General features: G+C 38.9%; 20 protein-coding genes. 18 read left to right on the plus strand and 2 right to left on the minus strand.

Annotation, left to right across the window (positions count from 1 at the left end):
- Positions 1 to 121 precede the first annotated feature (121 nt).
- Positions 122 to 1258, minus strand: coding sequence for an ATP-binding protein (locus GJ691_RS02455; protein ID WP_154363390.1), 1137 nt, complete (start codon positions 1256 to 1258; stop codon positions 122 to 124).
- A gap of 1 nt (position 1259) precedes the next feature.
- Positions 1260 to 2018 carry an SDR family NAD(P)-dependent oxidoreductase gene (locus GJ691_RS02460; protein ID WP_154363392.1) on the minus strand — a complete coding sequence of 253 codons (759 nt, stop codon included), beginning with the start codon at positions 2016 to 2018 and terminating at the stop codon, positions 1260 to 1262.
- Between the two features lie 385 nt (positions 2019 to 2403).
- Between GJ691_RS02460 and GJ691_RS02465 the strand changes: the two genes are divergently transcribed.
- From GJ691_RS02465 to GJ691_RS02550, 18 genes are all read left to right on the plus strand, one after another.
- Positions 2404 to 3405 carry an AAA family ATPase gene (locus GJ691_RS02465; protein WP_154363393.1) on the plus strand — a complete coding sequence of 334 codons (1002 nt, stop codon included), beginning with the start codon at positions 2404 to 2406 and terminating at the stop codon, positions 3403 to 3405.
- A gap of 90 nt (positions 3406 to 3495) precedes the next feature.
- A complete protein-coding gene (locus GJ691_RS02470; protein ID WP_154363396.1) occupies positions 3496 to 4362 on the plus strand; it encodes a DUF58 domain-containing protein in 867 nt (288 codons plus the stop codon).
- 2 nt (positions 4363 to 4364) lie between these two features.
- The gene (locus GJ691_RS02475; RefSeq protein ID WP_246200088.1) at positions 4365 to 6023 is read left to right on the plus strand and encodes a BatD family protein; all 1659 of its coding nucleotides are present in this window, start codon (positions 4365 to 4367) and stop codon (positions 6021 to 6023) included.
- Positions 6024 to 7022 (plus strand): vWA domain-containing protein, encoded by a 999-nt coding sequence (locus GJ691_RS02480; RefSeq protein ID WP_154363398.1) that lies wholly within the window; start codon positions 6024 to 6026, stop codon positions 7020 to 7022.
- 3 nt (positions 7023 to 7025) lie between these two features.
- Positions 7026 to 8078, plus strand: a complete 1053-nt coding sequence (locus GJ691_RS02485; RefSeq protein WP_154363400.1) for a VWA domain-containing protein — start codon at positions 7026 to 7028, stop codon at positions 8076 to 8078.
- Positions 8053 to 8961, plus strand: coding sequence for a tetratricopeptide repeat protein (locus tag GJ691_RS02490; protein WP_154363402.1), 909 nt, complete (start codon positions 8053 to 8055; stop codon positions 8959 to 8961). The genes GJ691_RS02485 and GJ691_RS02490 overlap by 26 nt, the downstream gene beginning before the upstream one ends.
- Positions 8961 to 10739, plus strand: a complete 1779-nt coding sequence (locus GJ691_RS02495) for a BatD family protein (RefSeq protein ID WP_154363404.1) — start codon at positions 8961 to 8963, stop codon at positions 10737 to 10739. The genes GJ691_RS02490 and GJ691_RS02495 overlap by 1 nt, the downstream gene beginning before the upstream one ends.
- 3 nt (positions 10740 to 10742) lie before the next feature.
- Positions 10743 to 11501, plus strand: coding sequence for a tetratricopeptide repeat protein (locus GJ691_RS02500; protein WP_154363406.1), 759 nt, complete (start codon positions 10743 to 10745; stop codon positions 11499 to 11501).
- A gap of 58 nt (positions 11502 to 11559) precedes the next feature.
- A complete protein-coding gene (locus GJ691_RS02505; RefSeq protein WP_154363408.1) occupies positions 11560 to 11859 on the plus strand; it encodes a hypothetical protein in 300 nt (99 codons plus the stop codon).
- Between the two features lie 159 nt (positions 11860 to 12018).
- Positions 12019 to 13611, plus strand: a complete 1593-nt coding sequence (locus GJ691_RS02510; protein ID WP_154363410.1) for a SulP family inorganic anion transporter — start codon at positions 12019 to 12021, stop codon at positions 13609 to 13611.
- 23 nt (positions 13612 to 13634) lie between these two features.
- Entirely contained in the window at positions 13635 to 14510 is an 876-nt protein-coding gene (locus tag GJ691_RS02515) for a universal stress protein (RefSeq protein ID WP_154363412.1), read from the plus strand.
- Positions 14507 to 15136 carry a carbonic anhydrase family protein gene (locus GJ691_RS02520; protein ID WP_154363414.1) on the plus strand — a complete coding sequence of 210 codons (630 nt, stop codon included), beginning with the start codon at positions 14507 to 14509 and terminating at the stop codon, positions 15134 to 15136. Before GJ691_RS02515 ends, GJ691_RS02520 begins: the two co-directional genes overlap by 4 nt.
- Before the next feature lie 99 nt (positions 15137 to 15235).
- Complete coding sequence (locus GJ691_RS02525; RefSeq protein ID WP_154363416.1) at positions 15236 to 15862, plus strand: carbonic anhydrase; 627 nt, start codon at positions 15236 to 15238, stop codon at positions 15860 to 15862.
- 90 nt (positions 15863 to 15952) lie between these two features.
- Positions 15953 to 17818, plus strand: a complete 1866-nt coding sequence (locus tag GJ691_RS02530) for a SulP family inorganic anion transporter (protein WP_154363418.1) — start codon at positions 15953 to 15955, stop codon at positions 17816 to 17818.
- A gap of 113 nt (positions 17819 to 17931) precedes the next feature.
- Positions 17932 to 18951, plus strand: a complete 1020-nt coding sequence (gene pheS / locus GJ691_RS02535) for a phenylalanine--tRNA ligase subunit alpha (protein WP_154363419.1) — start codon at positions 17932 to 17934, stop codon at positions 18949 to 18951.
- 9 nt (positions 18952 to 18960) lie between these two features.
- Entirely contained in the window at positions 18961 to 19356 is a 396-nt protein-coding gene (locus GJ691_RS02540; protein ID WP_154363421.1) for a hypothetical protein, read from the plus strand.
- 182 nt (positions 19357 to 19538) lie between these two features.
- Positions 19539 to 20021: a GbsR/MarR family transcriptional regulator gene (locus tag GJ691_RS02545; RefSeq protein WP_154363423.1), complete on the plus strand. Its 483-nt coding sequence runs from the start codon at positions 19539 to 19541 to the stop codon at positions 20019 to 20021.
- An 82-nt stretch (positions 20022 to 20103) separates the two neighbouring features.
- Positions 20104 to 21189, plus strand: coding sequence for an efflux RND transporter periplasmic adaptor subunit (locus GJ691_RS02550; protein ID WP_154363424.1), 1086 nt, complete (start codon positions 20104 to 20106; stop codon positions 21187 to 21189).
- Positions 21190 to 21213: the final 24 nt, after the last annotated feature.

The following is a 21213-nucleotide window of genomic DNA, read 5'->3' on the forward strand; positions in this document are numbered from 1 at the left end:
TAAAATTTATATTTCGTCAATTTTCACCAAGGCATTATTATAAATATGATTCTTTTTCCCCTTGGATAACATCCATCTAAATCATTATAAAAATACATGATATTATCGAATACTTGATACATCAATTATACTTCACTTTCCTTAATATACGTAAAACTTCCTTCAGGGAATTATAAACAGTTTCATTTGTCTTTTTCAATAGGGGACGGGCTTTTTCCAATTGGGTTCGTGCTTCTTCAAATCCGTTGAAAAAACAGATAAGATAGGTTGCGGGCAAATGCAACAAATCTGCCTTTTCATTTGGTTTAAGTACCAATCCTTTTTCCAATTTCATTAGTAAAGCGTTGTTCGTATTATAAATATGATGTAAGGTTTTTGTTTCATATTTAGGAGGGTCAAAAATCATTTGACTATGTATCTGGTAAGTGCCATTATCATCAAAAACTATCTTAACCTCTTCCAAAGGATAGTACTTATGGGCCTTTCCCAGTCCCAATCGCACATATTCCGTTATGTTAAAGCTGTCGTCATTATAAGATACCCGAACCTCGTCCAAGGTAGAATAAAACAACCTGACCTGCTCGTTGATCAGTTCTATATCCACTCGTGAGAAGTAGGTTTTCTCCTTTACTTTTTTCGTATGTCCCGCCCAGCAAACCACGAATTGCTCTTTAAACACCTTGTAATTACTATCCAGATCTTTATGCCTATGGTTTATGAAGTCGATGACCCCGTCCAAGGTAAGTTCAATATTGTTCTGCGCATGTTGTTCAAGAGTGGCAACGACCTCTGAATTAATATCTTTCAACTCAATATCATATGCTTTTGGCATACTGATACTACCCTCCCTAAAAAAAACGGAACCTCCATAATATTTCCAGATATTCTTTCTTAGGGAACACACTTTTCCATTGGAAGTAATCGTAACCAGCCCAACAACCTTACCTTCGGGAAGATGCGGAAAAGGGATATTCTCATAGGCAATCAGTGGAGGATTGTCTAAATAGGCATTGACCAGGTTCTGTATTTTACTATCATCGAAGAAATCGACACCAACTATGGCATTGTCATCATCCTCTACCCCAATAACAATAAATGAATGGTTTTTTGGATTACTGTTGGCCAAGGCACAAACGTGTTTAAGAAATTTGGCCTTCCCTTCCTTATGGCCAATAGAAATGAAACGCTTTTTATCGTAAAAGCTATTCTCGTCGTTATGGGCGAGAAGGTTTTTTACCAAAAGGCGTTTGTTGATCATTCTATTCTTGATCTTTATTTACGATTGTAGAACTAGCTTGTGCAGTAGGCATTACCACCAAATCAGCAATATTCACATGATAAGGTCGCGTAACCGTAAAAAGGATGATATCCGCTATATCTTCTGGCCGTAAAGGTTGAAACCCTTGATAAACCTTAGATGCTTTTTCAGTATCCCCTTTAAAACGCACCTGACTGAATTCGGTCTCAACCAACCCTGGGTTAATGGCACCTACCCTAATACCGTATTGATTTAGATCGATCCGCATACCTTGGTTAATGGCATCGACCGCATGTTTGCTGGCACAATACACATTACCCCTAGGATATACTTCCTTACCTGCCGTAGAACCAATGTTTATTATATGTCCGGCTTTTTTCTCGACCATTTTGGGCAATACCGCTTTGGTAACATAAAGCAATCCTTTTACATTAATATCGATCATGGCATCCCAATCGTCCGGACTCCCTTCTTCAATGGGTTCCAATCCGTGGGCGTTTCCTGCATTATTGATCAGGATATCGATTTCAGAGAACTCTGTAGGCAGTGAGTTTATAAGTTGATTTACTTTTTCCTTGTCGCGAACATCGAATGCAAGTGTATGTACTTTCAATGTACCGCCCAATTCTTGTTGTAATTCGGCCAATCGTTCCTTACGTCTTCCACATAAGATCAATTTAAAACCATTTGCAGCGAAAAGTTGTGCTGTTGCCCTACCTATTCCGCTTGTAGCCCCTGTAATCAATGCTGTTTTATTCATTGTCTTTTTATTTTTAGGTACTTAATGCCGTAACTGGCCTTTTACAATATAACCCTCTATTCTATTACAATTAATTTGGCGATAAATATCGAACATCCCGTGGATTTGACACCTACATAAAGATGCATTTTAGACAGGTTTTCCATACCATAAAACCCACTTTCCAAATCGCCCCAAAGTCATGTTTCCTGCTATTATTTTTTAAAATTTGGTTATGTTTGCCATAAGGGAGTGAATTTAAAAAGAAATCACTTAAAAACTTCATAAAAATAAGGGCTTTCCCTAATTTTTAACCAATCATTAACAGCGATACAATGAATAAATTTTCAATTTGCACTCCTGTTTAGATCAAATCAGACCTATACCCAAAAATGCAGTAAAACATATGGAAGAAAATACTTCAGTTGACATTAGCGCAGTAAACGAAAAAATTGCAAAAGAAAGCGCTTTTATAGACTTATTGATGTTGGAAATGAACAAAGTGATCGTTGGCCAAAAACATATGGTCGAAAGGTTGCTAATTGGTCTATTAGGACAAGGTCATATTTTATTGGAAGGTGTTCCCGGTTTGGCAAAGACACTTGCCATAAACACCTTGGCAAAAGCCGTAAAAGGAAGTTTTAGCAGAATACAGTTTACACCGGATCTTTTACCTGCTGATGTAGTCGGTACCCTGATCTACAATATTAAAGAAAACGATTTTTCGATAAAGAAAGGCCCCATCTTCGCAAATTTCGTTTTGGCAGATGAGATCAATAGGGCCCCGGCGAAAGTACAATCGGCACTTTTAGAGGCCATGCAGGAAAAGCAGGTAACCATTGGGGATGAAACCTTTATTTTAGACAAACCGTTCTTGGTAATGGCCACCCAAAACCCTGTTGAGCAAGAAGGTACTTACCCATTGCCCGAAGCACAGGTAGACCGTTTTATGTTGAAAACGGTTATTGATTATCCGAAAATGAACGAGGAGCAATTGATCATGCGCCAGAATCTATTAGGTGCGTACGAGACCGTAAATCCCGTGATTACCACCCAGCAGATCTTAAGTGCACAACAAGCCGTTCGTGAGGTCTATATGGATGAGAAAATAGAAAAATACATATTGGATATCGTTTTCGCCACACGTTATCCTGAAAAATACAATCTAGAAAGCCTAAAACCTTTGATCAGCTTTGGGGCTTCCCCTCGAGGAAGTATAAACCTTGGTGTCGCTGCCAAATGTTATGCCTTTATAAAGCGCAGAGGGTATGTGGTTCCTGAAGATGTACGGGCTATAGTACATGATGTCCTACGACATAGAATCGGTATCACCTATGAGGCCGAGGCGGAGAACATCACCTCCGAGGAGATCATCAATAAAATCGTTAATGAAGTTGAAGTGCCATAAATAAGACGACAGTTATAAATGCCAATGCGGGTTCCTCTGAACCAAGGCGAAAATCAGTTCCTGAAAACTTATTGCTGTTTACCCTAAAAAATGGATACCAAAGAATTACTAAAGAAAGTTCGTAAGATCGAGATAAAGACACGTCGTCTTTCCGATCATATTTTTGGAGGGGAATACCATTCTACTTTCAAAGGTCGAGGTATGACCTTCAGTGAGGTAAGACAGTATCAATTTGGTGATGATGTTAGGAATATCGATTGGAACGTAACGGCGAGATACAACGAACCCTATGTAAAGGTATTTGAGGAGGAACGGGAACTTACCATGATGTTAATGGTAGATGTAAGTGGATCGGAATTCTTCGGCACCACCAACCAATTCAAAAAAGAAATCATTACAGAAATATCGGCGACATTGGCATTTTCTGCCATGCAGAACAATGATAAGGTAGGACTCGTACTATTTTCCGATGAAGTAGAACTTTATATCCCGCCAAAAAAAGGAAAGTCACACGTTCTACGCATCATTCGCGAATTGTTGGAGTTTAAGCCCAAGAGCAACAAAACGAACATTGCCGAAGCCTTAAAGTACCTAACCAACGTAATGAAGAAGAAGGCAATCGTATTCGTGCTTTCGGATTTCATAGATGATGACTACAAAAAAACCCTGAAGATTACAGGAAATAAACATGATGTTACAGGTATTCGGGTGTACGACGAGCGTGAGGAAAACATTCCGAATTTAGGAATGGTACAAATGCAAGACGCGGAAACCGGAACCTTGCAATTAATCAATACCCAATCTAAAAAAGTTCGGATGGCCTATGGGGAACATCATAGACAAATGGTGAATTACTTTCAGGAAACCTTTTCCAAATCAGGTTGCGGGGTAATAAGCTGTAGGGTCGACGAGAGCTACGTGAAAAAATTGTTGGGTTATTTTAAAAGAAGAGGGTAATAATGAAAGTTGAAAAGTTAAAAACAGAAAATCATCCATCGCTACTTTGGCGATGTATTTTTCTATTCCTGTTCATGGGATATACTTTTCATGGATTCGCACAGGATACCCCTGCTATTCAGTCTGAAGTAGATACTACTTTCATCAAAATCGGTGATCAGTTAAAATTCAAGATTACCGTAGAAGTAGATTCCACCGATATGGTCATTTTCCCTGAAGGACAAACGTTTTCACCCTTAGAAACCGTGGAGGCTTTTGCTACGGATACCACAAGGAAAAAGGATAGGATAACATTATTGAAAACCTATGCCCTTACCCAATTCGACTCAGGCTCTTATAAATTACCAGCACAACGCATCGAAATAAACGGAAAAGGTTACTTTACCGATTCTTTACGTATTAATGTAGCCACCGTACCGGTAGATACCACGGTCCAGAAAATGTACGACATTAAACCCTTGATACAAGTTGAGAAAATCAATTCGGGTTGGTGGAAGGTCCTAATAATCGTTTTGGGTATTTTGGCCGTTGTAGCCGGACTTTTGTATTGGTTCGTTTTTAGACCAAAACCCTTGACGGAAGAGGAGAAAGTTGCACAATTACCTCCTTACGATCGTGCGCTCTTGGAATTGAAAAAATTGGATAACTCTAAATACCTTATCCAAGATGAGTATAAACAATACTATTCCGAACTGACGGATATAGTTCGCTCTTACTTGGACGAAGATGCGAATATTTCAGCCTTGGAAAGTACCACCGATGAATTGATCGATAAATTGGAGATGCTGAAGGATGCCGGTGAACTTGAACTCGATAAAGACACCATCAATCAATTCAAGAATATTTTAAAAACCGCGGATTTAGTAAAATTCGCAAAATCCAAACCACCAACGAATATCGCCCTTCAAGACAGGAAAATAGTAGAGCAGATCGTTGTAAAGACACATGAGGCCATACCTGAACCTACTTTGGAAGAGTTAATGGCCCAAGAGGCATTCAAAGAAGAATTGGCCAAAAAACGCCAAAAGAAAAAATGGATGATCGCCGGTGGAGCCGCTATTGGGGCAGTTGTAATTTCGGCCATTGTGGTCATAAATTATTTTGGTGCCGCCCAAGTTTGGGATACCGTAACCGGGAACCCCACCAAAGCCCTATTAGATAATGAGTGGGTAGCCAGTTCATACGGTTATCCACCGATAAGTATGGAAACGCCTGAGGTACTGGTACGCCAAAAGGTAGAAATCCCCGCCGAGGCAAAAGCCAATATCAAGGAGCTACAATCTTTTATGTTCAACGATGAAAAATCATTGTTGACCATAGCTGCAACCTCAACGACCTTTACACAACCTGCCGAGCCGGAATTTGAAAAGACCATTGAACAATTATTAAAGAGTTTCGAGGCGAAAGGAGCTAAAAACATAATTACCAAACAAGAGGAATTTGTAACCATTTCAGGAGTAAAAGGAATGAAAACCTATGGTAGCGGAAAATTCAAGATACCAGATTCCGAAGAGTTGGTAAAAGCAAATTATGCCATACTCAGCTTTGGCGGAAAAGGATTTCAACAACAAGTCTTGTTAACCTGGCAAGACGAGGATACCTATGCCGAAGAAATCATTAATAGGGTGCTGAGTACCATTGAAGTTAAAACAGAAGTCTAAATGTTAGAGAATATATCATTTGCGAATCCAGAATTTTTTTGGTTGCTTTTATTGCTCCCACTGGCCATTCTTTGGTATTTTTTTAAACGTAACGAATTGTCTGCGTCCCTTAGGATTTCGAGTATAAAGGGTTTTTCAAATGTAGGGATCCTTCCCAAATTAAAACCGCTTCTGTTCATCTTCAGGTTGTTGGCCTTGGCCGCTATTATCGTAGCCATGGCAAGACCACAGACCGAGGACATTTCAACCCGTACGAAAACGACCAAGGGTATAGATATAGTTATGGCGATAGATGTATCTTCGAGTATGTTGGCAAGGGATTTAAAACCAAATCGCCTATCGGCCCTAAAAGAAGTAGCATCGGATTTTATCAAAGAAAGACCCAATGATAGGATCGGTCTTGTGGCCTATGCCGGGGAAGCCTATACTAAAACCCCCATTACGAGTGATAAATCCATTGTTCTCAATTCGCTTCGTGAAATCACCTATGGCCAATTAAACGATGGTACGGCAATTGGCATGGGGCTTGCGACTTCTGTAAACCGGCTAAAGGAAAGCAAGGCCATTAGCAAGATTATCATCTTACTGACTGACGGGGTCAATAATTCAGGCTTTATAGAGCCTCAGACTGCAGCTGATTTAGCTGTTGAATACGGCATAAAAACATACACTATTGGACTTGGCTCAAATGGAAATGCCCTGTCCCCTATTGCCTACAATGCAGATGGATCTTTCAGATATGGCATGCGGCAGGTAGAAATAGATGAGAAATTATTGCAAGATATTGCCCAAGCAACCGGAGGCCAGTACTTTAGGGCTACCGACAACGAGAAGCTGGAGGCCATTTATGAGGAAATCAATAAATTGGAAAAAACAGAAATAGAAGAATTCAAATATTACAAATACGAAGAAAAATTTCGCCCATGGGTGTTTTTGGCAGGAGCCTTACTATTATTAGAGTGGTTACTTCGCAATACCCTTTTTAGAAGTTTTATATAGCTTATGATCCAATTCGACGAAAAAATATATTTCTATTTACTTGCCATCATCCCTGTCTTGGTGGTATTATTCGTATTTCTTCAGATATGGAAAAAACGAACACAGAAAAAATTTGCCGATTCGTCACTGCTTAAACGGTTGACCCCGAACAAATCCAGATTTAAATCAGCCTTAAAATTATTGTTCTTCCTATTGGGAATAACATTTTTGACCTTAGGATTGGTGAATCCGAAAATAGGAACCAAGTTGGAAACGGTAAAACGTGAAGGGGTAGACATCGTTTTCGCGGTGGATGTTTCTAAAAGTATGTTGGCCGAAGATATAGCCCCTAACCGATTGGAAAAAGCCAAACGTTTGGTTTCTGAAATAATAAACCAATTGGGAAGCGACCGTATCGGAATTATAGCCTATGCCGGACAAGCTTTTCCCCAATTACCCATCACTACTGATTATGGTGCGGCCAAGATGTTCTTGCAGAATATGAATACCGACATGCTCACCTCTCAAGGCACGGCGATCAATCAGGCCTTGGAGTTGGCCACTTCATATTACGACGACGAAGAGCAAACGAATCGGGTTTTGTTCATCATTTCCGATGGGGAAGACCATTCTGAGGGCACCACCTCTAAAGCTGTTGATGATGCCGTGGAAGAAGGCATTCGTATTTTTACGATTGGCGTAGGAAAAAGCAAAGGTGCCCCCATACCCATAAAAAGGAACGGTGTGGTGGAAAGCCTTAAGAAAGATTCACAGGGTGAGGTCGTAATCACAAAACTGAATGAGGCGGTTCTACAGGAAATCGCCAACGATGGAAATGGACAGTATATAGACGGCACCAATACTAGTGAAGCTGTAGACCAGATTAAGGACATTCTCCTGCAAATGGATAAGACGGAATTTGAAGCTAAACAATTTGCTGAATACAAAGACCAATTTCAATGGTTTTTAGCAGCAGGGCTATTATTCTTATTTTTAGACATTTTTATATTGGATAAAAAGACCAAATGGCTTAAAAAGCTGAATCTTTTCAATGAAAACCCTAAAGAAGCAGTATAATATGAACAAGATCTTACTTTTATTGTTTTTTGTTTCTATAGCCTCTTTTGCTCAGGACACTGAGGAAGAAAAATTGAAAGAAAAAGCACGTATAGCATCTACCAATCTTACTTGGGAGGGAAACAAAGACTTGTCCGAGAACGACTTTGTGTCTGCTGAGGTCGATTATCGTAAGGCTATTTCAAAGAGTGGGGAGAACAGTACGGCTCCTTATAATTTAGGAAATGCCTATTATAACAATGAGACCTATAGCGAGGCATTCGGAAGGTTTAAACAAGCTGGGGAAGCGGCTACGGCCAAAGAAGACAAACATAAAGCCTATCATAACATGGGCAATGTCTTTATGAAGCAAAAAGCTTATGAAAAGGCAGTTGAGGCATATAAAGAGGCTTTACGGAACAATCCCAAGGATGAGGAAACACGTTACAATCTTGCACTGGCCAAAGAACTATTGAAAAAAGAACAAGACGAACAGAACAAGAACGACGAAAACAAGGATAATCAGGACAATAAAGATCAAAAAGACAATAAAGACCAAGATAAAAAGGACGAGGGCGACAATAAGGAGGACCAAAAAGATAAGGACGATAGCGATAAGAAAGACCAAGGCGACGAAGGGGATAAAGGAGACGAAGAGAAAGAGGACAACAAAGAAGGTGATGGAGATAAGAAAGAAGAGGAACAAAAAAAACCCGAACAAGGAGACCAGCCCAAGGATCAAGACCCACAGCAACAACAACAGCAACCAAGACCCAATCAACTTTCCAAACAACAGATTCAGAATTTGCTAGAAGCCATGCAAAATGAAGAAAAGAAAGTTCAGGAAAAAATTGATGCTAAAAAAGTCAAGGGAGCAAAAGTTAAAAATGAAAAGGATTGGTAATGAAAAAGGATATTAAATATTTTATATCGTTACTTCCATTGTTGTTCATAGCGTTGGTTATGAACGCCCAAGATGATGCCGTAACCTTTGAAATGAACCTGAGTAAAACAAAGCTCGGGATCAACGAACGGTTACGGGTAGAATTTACAATGAACAAAGATGGTGACGATTTTTCACCTCCAGATTTTAATGGTTTTCGGGTATTAATGGGACCTTCGCAGGCCATTAGTTCATCCTGGGTAAACGGTGTACGCTCCTATTCAAAAACATATTCCTATACCTTGGCGCCGACAGCCAGGGGCAAATTCACTATAAAACAAGCTTCTATCGTTATTGATGGCCAAGTGTATAAATCATTGGCAAAAACAGTTGAGATAACCGCAGCGGTCGAAAAACCAAATGAACTTAACGTTGATGATTATGCCGATGATAACCTTCATTTGGTAGCAGAGGTATCTAAAACGAATCCGTACATGAACGAGGCCATTAGTGTGGTCTATAAACTTTATGTAAGTCCATCTATTAGAGTATCCAATTATCGGCCATTGGACAATCCTAAATATAACAATTTTTGGAGTCAAGATATTCCTGTTCAACGATTGAATGCTGAAAATGGGACCTTTAAAGGAAAGAATTATCGCTACGTTGTTTTAAAACGGATCGTGCTCTACCCTCAAAAATCCGGGAAATTGGATATTGAGCCACTTTCCTTGGATGTAACCGTAGAGGTTCCTACGAACAAGCGTGATTTTTTTGGTGGAAGGGTATATACACAAATCAATAAGACCGTTTCTGCCGGCAACCGTACGATCAATGTAAAACCTTTGCCAAGTGCAGGAAAACCAGCCAACTTTGGAGGGGCCGTAGGTGACTTTGATTTTAAGGTCACTACCAGTAAAACAAGTCTAAATGCATCTGAATCACTTCAGGCGATAGTTGAGGTAAGCGGACAAGGAAATTTAAAATTATTCCAATTACCCGCCCCAGAATTACCAAGTTCGCTCGAGGTCTATGACCCCGAACACAATGAGGATGTACGAACAACACTAGCTGGCATGCAGGGTAAAATCAGCGACAGCTATACCATAGTACCCTCATTTAAAGGCAAATATCCGGTTCCCAGTATTTCATTCAGCTATTTCAATCCTAAAACGGTATCGTACCAAACGATCAATTCCGAAGAAATATTAATCAATGTAATACAAGGACCTACAAATTCCTCAAACCCTATAAATAACAATACGGTAAACTCAAAGCAGTCAGTCGTGACAAGCGGCAACCAATTTAATTTTATAAAATTAAATCCTGATCTTACGACAAAGAACTTTAGTCATTTCTTTGGTTCAAAAGCTTTTTATCTTTGGTTGTTACTACCACTTTTACTCATTCCCTTATCCATTGTATTCCGCAAAAAACGAGACGCCATAGCAAGTGACGTTGAAGGCAATAGAATTAAAAGAGCCAATAAGTTGGCACGTAAATATTTGTCCGAGGCCAAAAAAACCTTAGGTAAAAAAGATGCCTTTTACATAGCGCTGGAAAAAGCCTTACATAACTACCTCAAGGCAAAATTAAAAATAGAGACCTCAGAATTCAGTAAAGATAAAATCACAAGTTTATTGAACGAAAAAGAAGTTGATACTGATACGGTCGAAGGATTCATCGGGTTATTGAAAAATTGTGAAATGGCAAGGTACAGTCCATTTTCAGACGTGCAAATGCAAGAAGATTACGACCGGGCAAGTAAAGTCATCTCTAACCTTGACAAACAATTATAGACAATGAAGAAGGTATTTTGCATCATTGTAGTGTTCATTAGTTTCATCGGGGCCGCCCAAGATGATGCGTTATTCAATAAAGCCACGGATTCGTATAACAATGGTGACTACGAAAAAGCCATTGAACTTTATTCCCAAATATTGGACAATGGGCAGCATTCCGCTTCACTTTATTTTAATTTAGGCAATGCGCATTATAAGTTGAACCAAATTGCACCAAGTGTATATAATTACGAAAAGGCACTTTTACTTGCCCCCAATGATCAAGAAATCAAACACAACCTTTCGTTTGCCCAAAATATGACCTTGGATGCTATCGAGGTTATGCCCGAAACCGGCTTGGCCAGGATATACAAATCCGTTACGGGATTACTATCATTCGATCAATGGAGCTATTTGGCCATTGCATTCATGATTATATTCGTACTATTGTACATAGCTTTTTATTATTTTGAATATGCAACAAGAAAACGTATTGCATTCATATCCAGCATCATATTCTTTTTAGGGTCAATCATTTGCTTAATTTTCGCATTTATGCAATACAACGATTTTATGGCCGACCAACCAGCTATCGTGTTCGATAGCGAGGTACAGATAAAGGCAGAACCCAATAAAGGGAGTCAACCTATTTTCCTTTTACATGAAGGAACCAAAGTGAACGTACTTGATGAATTGAATGAATGGAAAAAAATTAAAATCGCAGATGGTAAATCAGGTTGGATTTCATCCAACAGTATAAAAATGTTGAAAGATTTTTAGTATTTCTTTAACAGCCTATAATAGCAATACTATTATATTTGTGCAAAAACACTATTAAATGGTTAAGTCGAACATTCTTATTACCCTACTTGTAGTATGGATTTTCGCCATAGTTGCCCCAAGTGTATTAACGTTGATCGATACGGACAATCCTGTTGTAATTACGAATCTTACTGAGGAAGAACAACAAGAAACCGGAAAAAAATCTCAGGCAGAGGAAAAATACGTGCAAATGAACATTGCTCTTTTTTCGCCACTATCACCGCTTAAAAATTCCTCAATAGGATCTTATTACTATAATGGTATTAATAATATACCCTTGGAAATACCGGTTCCTCCCCCCGAACCATTAGGTTAGTCAATTTTTATTTTCGGGCTATTGTAAAGTAGTGCTAGCTTATGATTTATACCATAGGTTTTGAGTCTTCACTGCAACCATTATTATGGCCAAAAATCATTTTATTTTATGAACTAACCTGTCTTCAAGTCATTTGGGGACAAAAATTTTATTACGAATATGTTTAAATTTATTAAAAACGACCTTCCCGCAAGTGTCGTGGTATTTTTTGTGGCTTTACCTTTATGTTTAGGTATTGCCTTGGCTAGTGGCGCCCCTCTGTTCTCAGGATTGATCGCAGGTATCGTAGGTGGTGTTATTGTAGGTGCCCTAAGTGGTTCGAAAATAGGTGTTAGTGGTCCGGCTGCAGGTTTGGCCGCAATAGTCCTTACCGCCATAGGTGCCTTGGGCGGTTATGAAAACTTTTTGGTCGCTGTGGTACTGGGAGGTGTTATACAATTGATTTTCGGCGTCTTAAAAGCCGGGGTCATTGGATATTATTTTCCTTCCTCGGTAATTAAAGGGATGCTAACCGGTATCGGTATCATCATCATTTTAAAACAGATTCCCCATTTTTTCGGATATGATCCTGACCCTGAAGGCGATTGGGCCTTTTTTCAAGTAGATGGTGAAAACACCTTTTCCGAAATTCTAGGAACAATAAACAATATAAGTCCTGGAGCTACATTAGTTGCTATTATAGGCCTGGCCATTTTACTTTTGTGGGATAAGGTACTTTCAAAGAAAGGGAAAATATTCCAGTTGATCCAAGGACCTTTGGTCGCGGTAGCCATCGGTATTATTTTTTATATTATTACCCAAGGTCATGAGACCCTTTCCATTTCAAAAGACCATTTGGTTAGTGTCCCCATTCCTGAAGATGCATCCTCATTTTTGGCCCAGTTCAGTTTTCCAAACTTCGGGGCCATTACCAATCCTGAAATATGGGTCACTGCCTTTACAATTGCTTTAGTAGCCAGTCTTGAGACCCTATTGTGTGTCGAAGCAACGGACAAGTTGGATCCCCATAAGAATGTAACCCCAACGAATCGGGAACTTCTCGCACAGGGAACAGGAAACATTATTTCCGGTATGATCGGCGGACTGCCCATAACCCAGGTAATCGTTCGTAGTTCGGCCAATATACAGTCTGGGGGAAGAACCAAGCTATCGGCCATTATTCATGGCTTCCTTCTACTAATATCTGTAATTCTCATTCCAAGATTATTGAACATGATTCCTTTATCGGTCTTGGCAGCGGTCCTATTCATTGTCGGTTTTAAATTGGCAAAACCTACTTTGTTCAAGAAAATGTACAACTTAGGATGGAAACAATTCGTACCTTTTATCGTCACTGTAGTCGGCATTGTTTTCACCGATTTATTGGTAGGTATAGGTCTTGGCCTTGGAGTCGGTATTGTAGTGATTCTTTTAAAGAGCTACCAAAATTCACATTTCCTTCATATAGAGGACAAAAGTAACGGTAAGCATAAAATAAAAATGACCTTGGCCGAGGAGGTGACCTTTTTTAATAAAGGTGCAATCCTTAAAGAATTGGATAGTTTGCCACAAGACACCTATCTAGAACTTGATTTACTGAAAACCAGATACTTAGATAATGATATTATCGAAATATTGGAAGACTTTGCCTTTAAGGCGAAAGAACGGAACATCGATATTAAATTGGTATCTAAAAGGGGTGTTGTAGAGAATCCGACGAGCTTCGTAGAGTTTTTTGAAAGCAGGCCTAAATCAGAATTAAGCCTTAGTTAATCATCTCAAAAAGATTTTTAAAAATGAAAACAAAAAAATATAAAATCGTCGTACTTTCAGATATGAAAGACACGATGCAAACCACGTTGAAAAGTGCTGTTAGTCTGGCTAAAATGATACATGGGGAAATAGAGGTTTTCAGTGTTCTTAAACCTACTGAAATAGTAGAGAAAGAAAACCAACTGTCCGCCATGAGATCTATAAATTCAGTTCAAACCAAGAGCATTAGTACTTTGAGTAAAACAATAGCTCCGATAGCCAAGGAGTATGGTATTGAAATCAATTATTCATACGCCGTCGGAAACGTAAAAAATGAGATTACCCGGTATTTAGACGAGCATAAACCAAATATCGTGGTGTTGGGGAAAAGGAAAACAAAACCGTTCCAGATTTTGGGTGATAGTATTAACGCGTTCGTCCTAAAACGTTTCTCAGGAAACATTATGATAACAAACGATAAAAACGTTCTAGATACCAACAATCCAATTTCATTGGGGATTCTCAATGGTTCCGAATCTTTAATGAATAAATCATTACCAACGGAATTGATGGCCTACAGTGATAAACCGCTAAAGAACTATAAATTCGTTAAGGAAACATCAAATAATACCGATACTGCACAACCTACTTCTGACAAGAAAACGGTGGATTATGTTTTTAATCATAGCGATAACGCTTTGAATAACCTTACCAAGTATATTAATAAAAACAATATCAATTTACTTTTTGTTGACAGGGAAAAGGGATTTGGGACAAAAACAAGTAATTCTATCCCTTCCGATTTGAGAAGGGTCATTGGTAAAATGGATACCAATCTCATGTTCCCCGAGAAAAGTGGGGCATCCATTGAAAATTCAAATGTAAAAGATAAAAAAAAACTTAATAAAAGTATAGTATGAAAGCACACACAAAAGAAACACAAGCAACTATGACGCCTGCAAAATCCTTGCAATTTTTAAAGGAAGGGAATCAGCGTTTTCAAAATAACCTTAAAGCGAACAGGAACCTTTTAGAACAGGTTAACGATACCAGTGACGGACAATTTCCGTTCGCGACCATTTTAAGTTGTATTGATTCCAGGGTTTCCGCTGAGCTTGTGTTCGACCAAGGATTGGGCGATATATTCAGCGTTCGTATTGCAGGGAATTTCGTGAACGAGGATATTCTAGGAAGCATGGAATTTGCCTGTAAATTGGCAGGAACCAAACTTGTCGTTGTTCTAGGGCATACTAGCTGTGGAGCGGTCAAAGGAGCTTGTGACCATGCCCGTATGGGTAATTTAACGGCTCTGATCAATAAAATAGAACCTGCAGTAGCTGCCGTAAAGGAACCTAAGGATGAGAATCTTCGTAATTCGAAGAACTTGGAATTTGTAGATAATGTATCTGCAAAAAACGTTGAACTTACCATTGAGAATATTCATGAACGGAGTAAAATCCTTTCTGAAATGGAATCTAATGGAGAGATTAAGATCATAGGGGCCATGTACGATATCTCTACTGGTGCAGTTGAATTTTATGAGTAGCATTTAATTTTTCATTGAATATTTTATTATATAGCCCATACTAAATTAGTATGGGCTTTATTACCTATCTTTCCTTTATTAATCCCGTTAACTGCAATTATGAACATAGATACTGTATTTGAAAACAATAAGAATTGGATAGCGGAAAGGCTTTCAACGGACTCTGACTATTTTAAAAAAATGGGGCAAGGACAAAAGCCCGAACTTTTGTATATCGGCTGTTCTGACAGTAGGGTTACTGCCGAGGAATTGATGGGAGCCGAACCTGGAGAAGTTTTCGTACACAGGAATATCGCCAATATGGTCATAAGTATTGATTTAAATGCGATGTCGGTAATCAATTATGCGGTAGATCATTTAAAAGTGAAACAAATAGTGGTCTGTGGGCATTATGCTTGCGGAGGCGTTCAAGCGGCCATGGAATCTGCAGACTTGGGAATTCTGAACCCTTGGTTACGTAACATAAGGGACGTATACCGTATTCATAGGGCCGAGCTTAATGCAATCGAAGAAAATACAGAAAAATATGACCGCCTGGTAGAACTCAATGTTAAGGAACAGTGTGTTAACCTGATTAAAACGGCAGCTGTGCAAAAAGCCTTTCGAGAACGTGGTCTCAAAGTCCATGGTTGGGTATTTGATATTCATACAGGGAAGTTGATTGACCTAAAAATCGATTTTGAAGGGTATTTAAAAGATATAATGGAAATCTACCACTTAGATTAGTCACTGATTTTATTGTAAAAGGAAGCCATGCAATCTTGGCTTTTGAATTGAAAAATCTTATATTCTAAATTCAAATAGAAAACAAGCCATATGAAAAATCTATTTACGAATCTAAGGGGCGATTTGTTCGGGGGAATTACCGCAGGTATTGTAGCCCTACCCCTTGCATTGGCATTTGGGGTAAGTTCCGGTTTGGGACCTAGCGCCGGTCTTTACGGGGCTATATTCATTAGTTTTTTTGCTGCACTTTTCGGAGGTACGAATACACAGATATCAGGGCCCACCGCTCCTATGACCGCCGTAAGTATGGTGGTAATAGCTGGTATTATCGCTATTTATGACGGTAGTGTAGAAAAAGCACTTCCTGCAATTCTTCTCATATTCCTTCTCGCCGGGTTAATGCAAATAGTGCTTGGCTTAATCGGGGTAGGTAAGTACATTCGTTATATACCATACCCCGTGGTTTCCGGGTTCATGACCGCCATTGGTGTAATTATATTGGTAACCCAAATTTTACCTGCTATCGGATACTACCCAAAGGAGGATGATGCTTTTGTAGAACAGTTTAAGCCACAAGCAGAAGAAATAATTCTTGATAATATCCTTAAAGATGAGGCCGGTGAGGGTATTCTGGTACTTGAGGATTTTGAGGAAACCATTAAAAGGGCAAAAGGCATCACTGAAGACGATATGCTTAAAGAAGCACGAACACTTGCCAAAGCGGAAGCATCAGGAGTAATCGGTTCGATCAAAGTACTTCCGAGGGCATTGCAAAATATTAATTGGATCGAATTAATTCTGGCCCTTTCAACAATAATAATCATTTATGGCTTTAAGCGTATCACCACCGCTATACCTAGTGCCTTGGTGGCCTTGGTGGTAGTCTCGGGTGTAGCTTATGGTTTTGGATTGGATTATAGGCCTATAGAAGAAATCCCCAGTGGTTTTCCTTTACCCAATCTTGAAATATTTACCGAATTTAAGCTCAGTACGGTTACCCCTTATTTTTTTACGGCCCTTACTTTGGCCTTATTGGGAGCTATTGACTCCCTATTGACCTCGGTCGTAGCGGATAATATGACAAAAACCAAGCACAATCCCAACAAAGAATTGGTTGGCCAAGGTATCGGAAACAGTATCGGTGCCATTTTTGGAGGTATTCCCGGAGCAGGTGCCACAATCAGAACTGTAGTCAATATCAATGCTGGCGGTAAAACCAAATTATCCGGTATGGTCGCCGGGTTATTATTATTGATCATCTTATTGTCCTTAGGACCTGTAGCCTCTCAAATACCAGCTGCCGTGCTAGCGGGGATTCTGGTGACCGTAGGAATAGGGGTTATGGACTATAAAGGTTTAAAAGCTATTCCCAGTATGCCAAAAGATCTAAAATTAGGCCCTTTAAAATTCAGTTCAGAAGTGGTCATCATGCTTGTGGTATTGGTTCTTTCCTCGGTCTGGAACTTGGTTTATGCCGTAGGGGTAGGACTGGTTATCGCTTCCCTTATGTTCATGAAACAAATGGGTGACCTTACAGCGGAAAGATCCGATGTTAAGACCCTTGGCAAGGAAAAAGGATGGTCAGATGAAGCTAATTTTCCCAAAAACCTTATTGAAGAGGTATATATTAAACACGTAAAAGGCCCATTGTTCTTTGGATCCACCAATGAATTCCAAGCATTGGCCGATCAAATTCCCTATACGGCCTCCTACGTAATCATACGTTTGGATCGCATGCAGTATATGGACCAATCCGGTCTTTATGCCATGGAAGACGTTTTACAGGAATTGAACAAAAACAAAATCACTGTTCTCTTTGTCGATCTACAACGCCAACCTCGATATATGATGGAACGCATTGACATTATTCCCGATTTTATTCCCGAAGAACATATTTTTGAGGACTTTGACCATTGTACAACATGGATCAAGAATCATGTAAAGGACGTATATTGAACTTTTTAAATGCTTTATTTAACCGTGCTATGACCCTAAGCACGGTTTTTTTATTGATTAAATTCATACATCACTACATATAATATTTTAAATTTGCCCCTTACTTATATATCATGATCGATAAAATAAAGGAACATATATCAGAAGTTGAAAAATTCACTGCTGACACCAAAGATGCTATTGAAGCCTTCCGTATTAAGTATTTAGGGAAAAAAGGCCTGTTGAACGAATTTTTCGCCGAGTTTAAGAATGTACCCAATGATCAAAAAAAAGAGTTTGGGCAAACCATCAACACCCTTAAGATCAATGCAACCGAAAAAGTGAACTTGCTTAAGGAGGCCTTGGAAAGCAAAACAGAGGAAGCTGGTAAATATGGTGATTTGACCAGACCGGGAGAGGCTATGGCCTTAGGCGCCAGACACCCTATCTCAATAGTGAAAAACCAAATCATCGATATTTTTTCACGAATAGGTTTCAATGTATCCGAAGGACCTGAAATCGAGGATGATTGGCATAATTTCACCGCTCTTAACTTGCCAGAATATCATCCTGCAAGGGATATGCAGGATACCTTTTTTATTCAGACCGATCCAGATATCCTTTTGCGTACCCATACCTCATCGGTACAGGTGAGATATATGGAGAACAATAAACCACCGATTAGAACCATATCACCAGGTCGTGTATATCGTAACGAGGCCATATCTGCCCGTTCACACTGCTTCTTTCACCAAGTGGAAGGATTGTATATTGATAAGGACGTTTCTTTTGCCGACCTAAAACAGACCTTACAATTCTTTACAACGGAATTGTTCGGAAAATCAAAGATCAGATTACGCCCTTCTTATTTCCCTTTCACCGAACCAAGTGCCGAAGTTGATGTATACTGGGGCCTAGAAACCGAAACGGACTACAAAATGACCAAAGGTACGGGATGGTTAGAGATCATGGGTTGCGGAATGGTAGACCCCAATGTTCTTGAAAATTGTGGAATCGACTCTAAAGAATACTCCGGTTTTGCCTTTGGAATGGGTATTGACCGAATTGCTTTATTACTGCATCAAATATCAGATATTCGTTTATTGAGTGAAAATGATGTTCGTTTCTTAGAACAATTCAAAAGCACACTATAATTTTCCCTCTTGAAGAAGGACATAGAAATACCGATCGTAAAAAACGTCTATATTGCGATGATCCAGGAATGGAACGATGATTTTTTGGCAAAAAAATGGAACGCCTATATCCTGAATGACCGTAATTCACCGATAGAGATGGCACTAGTGGTTTCCAAAGGATACGAAGGGAATAAAAAAACCTCAACCATGAGGCATTCTATCGCTTTTATGGACCCGAAATCTTATGCCAAGATAGAACTGGTACAAGATGATGTTCTGCAATTGAACAATGAATTCTATCTTACCTTCTTTGCCGACGGCAAATTATATGAAAAGAAATTTCTTTTTAAGAAAAATTCTATTGACGAAAATCTTGTAATCAAGGTTCCGCTAATGAACCAACCAGGGATTTTAGGGCAATAAACAATAATCCTGACACAAAAGTTCCTTAATTAAGGGTAGCCGAATACCCCTTTAACAAGGGTAGATTCAACATTTGTTTCCTTTAAACCCCAACAATCTTAAAAATTTAACATAAAATTAATTTCGTTTGGTTTGGTTACTTCCGAACTAACTATATCTTTGCGCCTTCAATTCTTGACATTATGGATAAGGAAGAATACAGAAGGGAACTTATAGAAGATTTAGGAATTCATTTTGAAAATGAATATTCCTTGGCTCCTTTATCTGCCCGCATCTTTGCCTCGTTGGTTATGACAGAAGAAGACGGGTTGACCTTTGATGATTGTTTAACAAGAAGAGGAGCAAGTAAAAGTTCAATATCAACATCGCTCAATCTTTTATTACAAATGGGCTTTATTAAATATTTTACGAAATCAAGGGATAGAAAAAGGTACTATACCGTAGCTGAAAAGGATTCCTTTATGGTTAAAAAATTGTCCAGAGCTCTTAAACAATTAGAGAATGAAGAGAAAATAATGGATAAAGTAGCAGCTTACAACAAAAAATTCAATCCTGAAAAATTTAAATCAACCCAAAAAATGAAGAAAATATATATGACCTGTTTAAAAGAAAACAAAGATATTTTCCAAAAAACCATCAATCAACTCAATGCATTAAAAGAATAATTTTTTTATCATTTTAGTTCGTTTTATACCGAACTAACAGAATTAACAAAACTTTAATACAAATTTAAGCATCCAATTTAAAATGAGAAAAATAACAATCATTAGTTCACTAAGCCTATTAGTACTTTTAAGTTCGTGTTTCGGGAAAGTTCCTGAAGGATCACAGGGTGGGCCAACAATGCCGGCATCAAGTTTAAAGGTAAGCGAGCTGAAAAAACAAGATTTGACCATCTTCAATGAATTTTCAACTACCCTTGAAGGCAAGCAGAACGTAGAAATATGGCCAAAAGTTTCTGGTTTTATACAAGACATATATGTAGAAGAAGGACAGAAAATAAAAAAGGGGCAATTATTGTTCAAACTGGAGACACAAACCCTGAACCAAGATGCCAATGCTGCCAAAGCCGCAGTAAATGTCGCCCAAGTAGAAGTAGACAAACTGAGACCATTGGTAGAAAAAAACATTATCAGTCCAGTTCAATTGGAGACTGCAGAAGCCCAATTGAAACAAGCCATCAGTAATTATGAAAGTGTAATCTCTAACATCAATTATTCGCGAATCACAAGTCCGGTGGATGGTTTTATAGGGGAAATACCCTATAAGACAGGGGCTTTGGTAAGTTCTGCCATGGCTAATCCCTTAACAACGGTTTCAGACATAAGTGAAGTTCGTGCCTACTTCTCCCTAAGTGAAAAGGAACTCTTGAAATTTAAGGAATCTATACCTACAAGTAGTAAAAACCAATTCGATTTTGAAAAAGCGAATGATGTTAAATTGGTAATGATCAATGGTAAGGAATATTCAGAGCCAGGGAAAATAGCCATGGTAAACACCATTATAAACAGTACAACAGGGAGTGCCACTGCAAGGGTTGATTTTAAAAACCCCAACAATCTATTGACAAGTGGTAGCACCGGGAAAATAAAAATCCCCTATCTCTATAAAGATGCCTTTGAAATTCCGCAAGCGGCAACAATCGATTTACAAGGAAACAAACTGATATTCATCGTTAAAGATGACAATACGGTTACCACAAAGCCCATTCAAATCTCGGCCAATACCGAAAAAGGTTTCATTGTTACAAGTGGTTTGGAGCCCGGAACTACTATAGTTACCGAAGGTGTCTCCAAATTGAGGGATGGAATGGCAATTAATCCCATCAAGTAAAATATCTGATCAACAACCTATAAT

The organism is Maribacter luteus (genome assembly GCF_009674825.1).
Classification (GTDB): domain Bacteria; phylum Bacteroidota; class Bacteroidia; order Flavobacteriales; family Flavobacteriaceae; genus Maribacter_A; species Maribacter_A luteus.

What these genes read in the sequence shown, in the direction of transcription:
- GJ691_RS02455 (WP_154363390.1), bottom strand. Translation starts at nt 1,258, where the DNA reads ATGATCAACAAACGCCTTTTGGTAAAAAACCTTCTCGCCCATAACGAC.
- GJ691_RS02460 (WP_154363392.1), bottom strand. Translation starts at nt 2,018, where the DNA reads ATGAATAAAACAGCATTGATTACAGGGGCTACAAGCGGAATAGGTAGG.
- GJ691_RS02465 (WP_154363393.1), top strand. Translation starts at nt 2,404, where the DNA reads ATGGAAGAAAATACTTCAGTTGACATTAGCGCAGTAAACGAAAAAATT.
- GJ691_RS02470 (WP_154363396.1), top strand. Translation starts at nt 3,496, where the DNA reads ATGGATACCAAAGAATTACTAAAGAAAGTTCGTAAGATCGAGATAAAG.
- GJ691_RS02475 (WP_246200088.1), top strand. Translation starts at nt 4,365, where the DNA reads ATGAAAGTTGAAAAGTTAAAAACAGAAAATCATCCATCGCTACTTTGG.
- GJ691_RS02480 (WP_154363398.1), top strand. Translation starts at nt 6,024, where the DNA reads ATGTTAGAGAATATATCATTTGCGAATCCAGAATTTTTTTGGTTGCTT.
- GJ691_RS02485 (WP_154363400.1), top strand. Translation starts at nt 7,026, where the DNA reads ATGATCCAATTCGACGAAAAAATATATTTCTATTTACTTGCCATCATC.
- GJ691_RS02490 (WP_154363402.1), top strand. Translation starts at nt 8,053, where the DNA reads ATGAAAACCCTAAAGAAGCAGTATAATATGAACAAGATCTTACTTTTA.
- GJ691_RS02495 (WP_154363404.1), top strand. Translation starts at nt 8,961, where the DNA reads ATGAAAAAGGATATTAAATATTTTATATCGTTACTTCCATTGTTGTTC.
- GJ691_RS02500 (WP_154363406.1), top strand. Translation starts at nt 10,743, where the DNA reads ATGAAGAAGGTATTTTGCATCATTGTAGTGTTCATTAGTTTCATCGGG.
- GJ691_RS02505 (WP_154363408.1), top strand. Translation starts at nt 11,560, where the DNA reads ATGGTTAAGTCGAACATTCTTATTACCCTACTTGTAGTATGGATTTTC.
- GJ691_RS02510 (WP_154363410.1), top strand. Translation starts at nt 12,019, where the DNA reads ATGTTTAAATTTATTAAAAACGACCTTCCCGCAAGTGTCGTGGTATTT.
- GJ691_RS02515 (WP_154363412.1), top strand. Translation starts at nt 13,635, where the DNA reads ATGAAAACAAAAAAATATAAAATCGTCGTACTTTCAGATATGAAAGAC.
- GJ691_RS02520 (WP_154363414.1), top strand. Translation starts at nt 14,507, where the DNA reads ATGAAAGCACACACAAAAGAAACACAAGCAACTATGACGCCTGCAAAA.
- GJ691_RS02525 (WP_154363416.1), top strand. Translation starts at nt 15,236, where the DNA reads ATGAACATAGATACTGTATTTGAAAACAATAAGAATTGGATAGCGGAA.
- GJ691_RS02530 (WP_154363418.1), top strand. Translation starts at nt 15,953, where the DNA reads ATGAAAAATCTATTTACGAATCTAAGGGGCGATTTGTTCGGGGGAATT.
- pheS (WP_154363419.1), top strand. Translation starts at nt 17,932, where the DNA reads ATGATCGATAAAATAAAGGAACATATATCAGAAGTTGAAAAATTCACT.
- GJ691_RS02545 (WP_154363423.1), top strand. Translation starts at nt 19,539, where the DNA reads ATGGATAAGGAAGAATACAGAAGGGAACTTATAGAAGATTTAGGAATT.
- GJ691_RS02550 (WP_154363424.1), top strand. Translation starts at nt 20,104, where the DNA reads ATGAGAAAAATAACAATCATTAGTTCACTAAGCCTATTAGTACTTTTA.